Below are 4,666 nucleotides of genomic sequence, written 5' to 3'. Positions count from 1 at the left end.
CGGGGGAATCCGGAGGGGCTCCAGGACCGGGTCAGTCGGTGGGGTCGAGGCCGAGCAGGCGCGCCGGGTTGTCGCACACCATGCGCCGCAGGTCCTTCTCCGGCAGTCCGAGGTCGAGCAGCGCCCCGGCGACCCGCAGCCACGCGTCCACCGGCTTCGGGTTCGTGTCCTGGCCGAAGTCCGAGGCGAGGACGGTGTGTTCGGGGCCGATCTCCTCGATCCAGTCCATCAGCCGCTTCGGGTCCCAGCGCTCCGGTCCCTCGGGGTCGTAGTGGCCGACCTCGTGCTCCAGGTACGCGCCGAGACCGGTGAGTTCGCGGCACAGGGACCGGTCGGCGCCGATCACGAAGTCGGGGTGGCTGACCACCATCCGCTCGATGCCCCGCTCCTTGGCGGCGTGGAACAGGGTGCGAATGTACTCGGGGTACATGTGGCCGCCGTTGACCACGGCCCGCTGCTCCTTGATCTCGTCGAGGATCTCGACCGCCTCGGGCTTCAGCTCACCCCCCTCGTCGACGATGTCGATGCGCTCCAGGGTCAGCGGCACGGTGGTGGTCGGGAACGACCCGTCCTCGGGGTGGCAGTCCATGTGCCGGCCCGAGGAGATGGTCGGGAACCACACGACCTTGCCCCCCATGCGCAGGCACATGCGCACGGCGTGCACGTTCAGTCCGCCGACGGTGCTGTTGAGGGCGATGCCGCCGTGCACGGTGGCGGCGACGCCGGCCAGCCGGTCCTTCATCGCCAGGACGTCCATCTGGGTGTTGTGGTGGTGGGACTTGGCGACCATGGCGCGCAGGCCGATCCTGGCGCCGTCCTGCGCGGCCTCGACGTGGTCGAACCGGCGGGGAAACGGGCTGGGACCGGAGTGGACGTGCATGTCGACCAGGCCGTGGAGGACGGAAGCGATGGCGGGACTCTTTTTCATGGACTCACCCTTCGTTCGCATTACGAAGTATGAGTTCACGATGAGACCAGGTGTCAACCCCGGTCATGAGTCTTGTGTGCGCCACGGTGGCTGATTACGGTATGCCTGTTCGCTTCGTGAACCTTCAGTTCGCATTGCTGTGAACGCGGCAGAGCGTGAACTGCAAGCAGCCCACGGCACCCCGGAGGACGACGATGTCCACACCGCCACCCGCCACCGAGCCGCAGTCCGCGGCCCCGGACACGTCCCGCCCCCTGCCGCCGCACGGTCCGGACCTCGACAAGGTGCGCGCCGCGGTCCGCGGCGGGACGCTGGCCTACTTCGTCGACCAGTTCGACATCTACCTGCCGATCGTGGTGCTGGCACCGGCGATGATCTACTTCCAGTCCGCCGGGCTGAGCGCGAGCACGACGGCCCTGCTGTCCTCGCTGGTCTTCGCGTCGACGCTGATCGGCCGTCCGCTCGGCGCGGTGATCTTCGGGCACTTCGCCGACACGGTGGGCCGCAAGCGCACCACCCTCGTCGCGGTGGGTGGCTTCGGTGTGATCACCCTGCTCATCGCCTGCCTGCCGGGGCACGAGACGATCGGGGCGTGGTCGATCGGCCTGCTGATCGCCCTGAGATTCGTCGACGGGGTCTTCCTGGGCGGCGAGTACACGACCGCGGTGCCGCTCGCGATGGAGTGGAGCCCCCGGCACAAACGGGGCTTGTACGCCTCGGTCATGACGTCCACCTCACCCGCCGCGTACGCCGTGATCGCCGGGATCACCCTGCTGATGCTGAACCTGATGGGCTCCAGCGGCCTGCACAGCAGTTATGTGCAGTGGGGCTGGCGGGTGCCGTTCCTGATCGGCGCCGTGCTGGCGGCCCTGCTGTTCCGCTACTACCTCACCCAGGTGCACGAACCGCCCGCGGAAGTGACCGGCGAGCGGCACAAGCTGCCCTTCCTGCGGCTGCTGAAGCAGTACCCCAGGGCCCTCGGGCAGGTGTTCGTGCTGATGACCGGTGTCTGGCTGGCGACGAACATGCAGGCGGCCGTGACCCCCGCCCAGCTGAAGAGCCACCTCGGCCTGTCGAGCGAGCAGGTCACCCTGGTCATGCTCGTGATGAACGGTGCCGCCGCGCTGTCCTTCCCCCTCTACGGCCTGCTGTCCCAGCGCATCGGGAGACGGCGCTTCTACATGGGCTACGGCCTGGTGGTCCTGTTCCTCGGCTCGGGCGCCTACTCCCTCCTGATGGCCTCGGACGGCGGGATCGGCGCCGCGCTCGGCTGGGGTTCGCTGATCGGCGTCCTGACCGTCGGCACGTTCGGTCCCATCGCGGCCTATCTGACCGAGCGGTTCCCGGCCGGTGTGCGGTCCACCGGGTACGGCGTCGGCTACAGCCTCGCGCTCATCGCGCCGGCGTTCTACCAGTTCTACCTGCAGCAGCTCGGCGGAGCCGTGCCGGAGCACGTCGCCCCGGTCGTCCTGCTCGCGCTCGCCGGCGTGCTCATCAGTCTCGGCGGCTTCCTCGGGCCCGAGACCAAGGACGTCGACATGGCCGACGACGACACGATCCCCGCGCTCTCCTGACGCGCGCCGGCCCTGTCGATCCCGCCGGCCCTGTCGGTCCCGCCGGCCGGCTAGACGGCGGGCCGCTCCACGTCGTCCGGTGTGTAATGGCCGCCGAGTTCCCGGGTGAGGGCCCGTGCGGCGTCGACGACGGCGCGCAGTTCGGGGGCGTCGTCCGACATCGGCAGCGTGTTGTCCGGAGCGACGACGGCGAGGGTGGCGCAGATGCCGTACTCGTCGAAGACGGGCGCCGCCACCGCGACGACGCCCGGAGTCCCCATGGCGAAGCAGTGGCCGACGGCGCGGACCCGCTCCACGTCGGCGCGCAGCTCGTCCCGGGCGGGGCCGGGCAGGTTGGCCATCAGCCGTTCCATGGACAACTGGTCGGCGTGGTAGGCGAGGAAGACCTTGCTCTGGGCCGTGTCCAGCGGCAGGTGGCTGCCGACCCGCACGGACACGATGACGACCGCGGACAGGTTCTCCTCGACGCGGGAGACCACCGGTCCGGTGAGCCCCCAGAGGCTGAGCACCGCGCTGGTCCGGGTGGCCCGCGACAGCGCCTGCATGTGACGGGGCGCCAGGTTGACGACACGGCGGTGACCGATGGCGAAGGCGCCCAGCTGGAGCAGCAGGCCGCCGGGCACGTACGCGCCCTCGGCGTTGCGCTCCAGCAGACCGGCCGCGACCAGCGACGTGCAGTACCGGTAGGCGGTGGTGCGGTTCAGGCCCAGCCGTTCGGCGACCTCCCCCGTGGTCACCTCCGGCATGGCCGGCTCGAACAGCGAGAGGATCTGGCTGACCCGGCTCACCGCCTGGATGTCGGCCTGGTCGGCGCGGGCGGTGTCCGACGACCGCGTCGATCTGGTCACGAGGGCCTCCGCCGGACGATGTTTTCGAGGACCCCGCCATCCTAAGGGCTGCCCGCGCACGACCGGCCGGCGGCTCGTGGCCGGCCCACCGGGACTTCAGGCTCCGGACTTCGGACGTCGGACTTCGGGCTTCGGGCTTCGGGCTTCGCGTCGGACGTCGGACTTCGGTGAGAGCTAGGAGCCGCTCACGGTCGGGTAGTCCGTGTATCCCCGCGTGCCACCCTCGTAGTACGTGTCGTGGTCGCCGGCGGCGAGGGGGTGGCCGTGGGCGAACCGGTCGACGAGGTCCGGGTTGGCTATGAAGGGGGCGCCGAAGGAGACCGCGTCCGCCAGTCCCCGTTCGAGCAGTTCGTCGCCGGTGTCCTGGGTGAAGCCGAGGTTGGCGATGACGGCTCCCCGGTAGTGGGCGCGGTAGCGGGCGAAGGCGGTGAAGGTGTCGTCGGTGCCCGCGTCGGGTTCCGGGCCGACGAGGTGGAGGTACGCCAGGTTGCCGTCGTTCAGGCGCTTGAGGAGCTGGTCGTAGTCGGCCAGCGCCTCGGCGTCCGCGGTGAAGGCGGGCCCGCCCTTCCAGTAGGGGGACAGCTTGATGCCGATGCGGTCGCTGTCCCACACGCTGCTGACGGCGTCCACGACGTCGAGGAGGAACTGGGCCCGCTTCTCGCTGCTGCCGCCGTAGGCGTCGGTGCGCCGGTTGAGGCGGGGGTTGAGGAACTGGGCCACGAGGTGCGACACCTGCGCGTGGATCTCCAGGCCGTCGAAGCCGGCGCGCAGGGCGTTGGCCGCGGCCTGCCGGTAGTCGCTGATCGTGGTGGCGATCTCCGCGGCGGTCAGGGCGCGCGGGGTGAGGGTGTCCTTCGGGCCGTCGGGGGTGAAGGACATCTCCTCGGGGTTGACCGCCGAAGGCCCCGCGGGGAGGCGGCCGCCGCGGTGGTCCGGGTGGGAGACCGCTCCGACGTGACCGAGCTGCGAGACGATCCTGCCCTCCGCGGCGTGCACGGCGGCGGTGACCTCGGCCCAGCCGGCGGTCTGGGCCTCGCTGTACATGCCGGGGACGTTGACGAAGCCGATCGCGTCCTCGCTGACCCAGGTTCCCTCGCTGATGATGAGGCCGGCGCCGGCGCGCTGCGCGTAATAGGTGGCGTGCAGGGCGGTGGGGGCCAGGTCTGCGCGGGTGGCCCGGCCGCGCGTCATGGGGGCCATGACGACGCGGTTGGGCAGCTTGAGCGCGCCCAGCTGGACGGGCCGCAGGAGGGGCCGGGTGCCGGGCGTCGGGGTCTGGTCGGACATGAGGATCTCTTTCGTGAGGTGAAATGGGG

4 protein-coding genes are annotated in these 4,666 nt (G+C 70.6%); 1 reads left to right on the top strand and 3 read right to left on the bottom strand.

The features are described from left to right. Positions 1-31: 31 nt before the first annotated feature. Positions 32-928, bottom strand: a complete 897-nt coding sequence (locus tag FGF04_RS38175; RefSeq protein WP_149515982.1) for a DUF6282 family protein — start codon at positions 926-928, stop codon at positions 32-34. 194 nt (positions 929-1,122) lie between these two features. On the opposite strand from FGF04_RS38175, the gene FGF04_RS38170 reads away from it, so the two are divergent. Then, complete coding sequence (locus tag FGF04_RS38170) at positions 1,123-2,502, top strand: MFS transporter (protein WP_149515981.1); 1,380 nt, start codon at positions 1,123-1,125, stop codon at positions 2,500-2,502. 50 nt (positions 2,503-2,552) lie between these two features. On the opposite strand, the gene FGF04_RS38165 is transcribed toward FGF04_RS38170, so the two are convergent. Both FGF04_RS38165 and FGF04_RS38160 read right to left on the bottom strand, forming a co-directional pair. Then, positions 2,553-3,350: an IclR family transcriptional regulator gene (locus FGF04_RS38165; protein WP_149515980.1), complete on the bottom strand. Its 798-nt coding sequence runs from the start codon at positions 3,348-3,350 to the stop codon at positions 2,553-2,555. 174 nt (positions 3,351-3,524) lie between these two features. Continuing rightward, on the bottom strand, positions 3,525-4,637 hold the full coding sequence (locus FGF04_RS38160; RefSeq protein ID WP_149515979.1) for an alkene reductase: 1,113 nt from the start codon (positions 4,635-4,637) through the stop codon (positions 3,525-3,527). Positions 4,638-4,666 lie beyond the last annotated feature (29 nt).

This window comes from Streptomyces apricus (genome assembly GCF_008369065.1).
GTDB lineage: Bacteria > Actinomycetota > Actinomycetes > Streptomycetales > Streptomycetaceae > Streptomyces > Streptomyces apricus.
This window is presented reverse-complemented; position numbering and strand designations above follow the sequence as displayed.

Coding starts and splice junctions, on each gene's coding strand:
- FGF04_RS38170 (WP_149515981.1), top strand. CDS start 1,123: ATGTCCACACCGCCACCCGCCACCGAGCCGCAGTCCGCGGCCCCGGAC.
- FGF04_RS38160 (WP_149515979.1), bottom strand. CDS start 4,637: ATGTCCGACCAGACCCCGACGCCCGGCACCCGGCCCCTCCTGCGGCCC.
- FGF04_RS38175 (WP_149515982.1), bottom strand. CDS start 928: ATGAAAAAGAGTCCCGCCATCGCTTCCGTCCTCCACGGCCTGGTCGAC.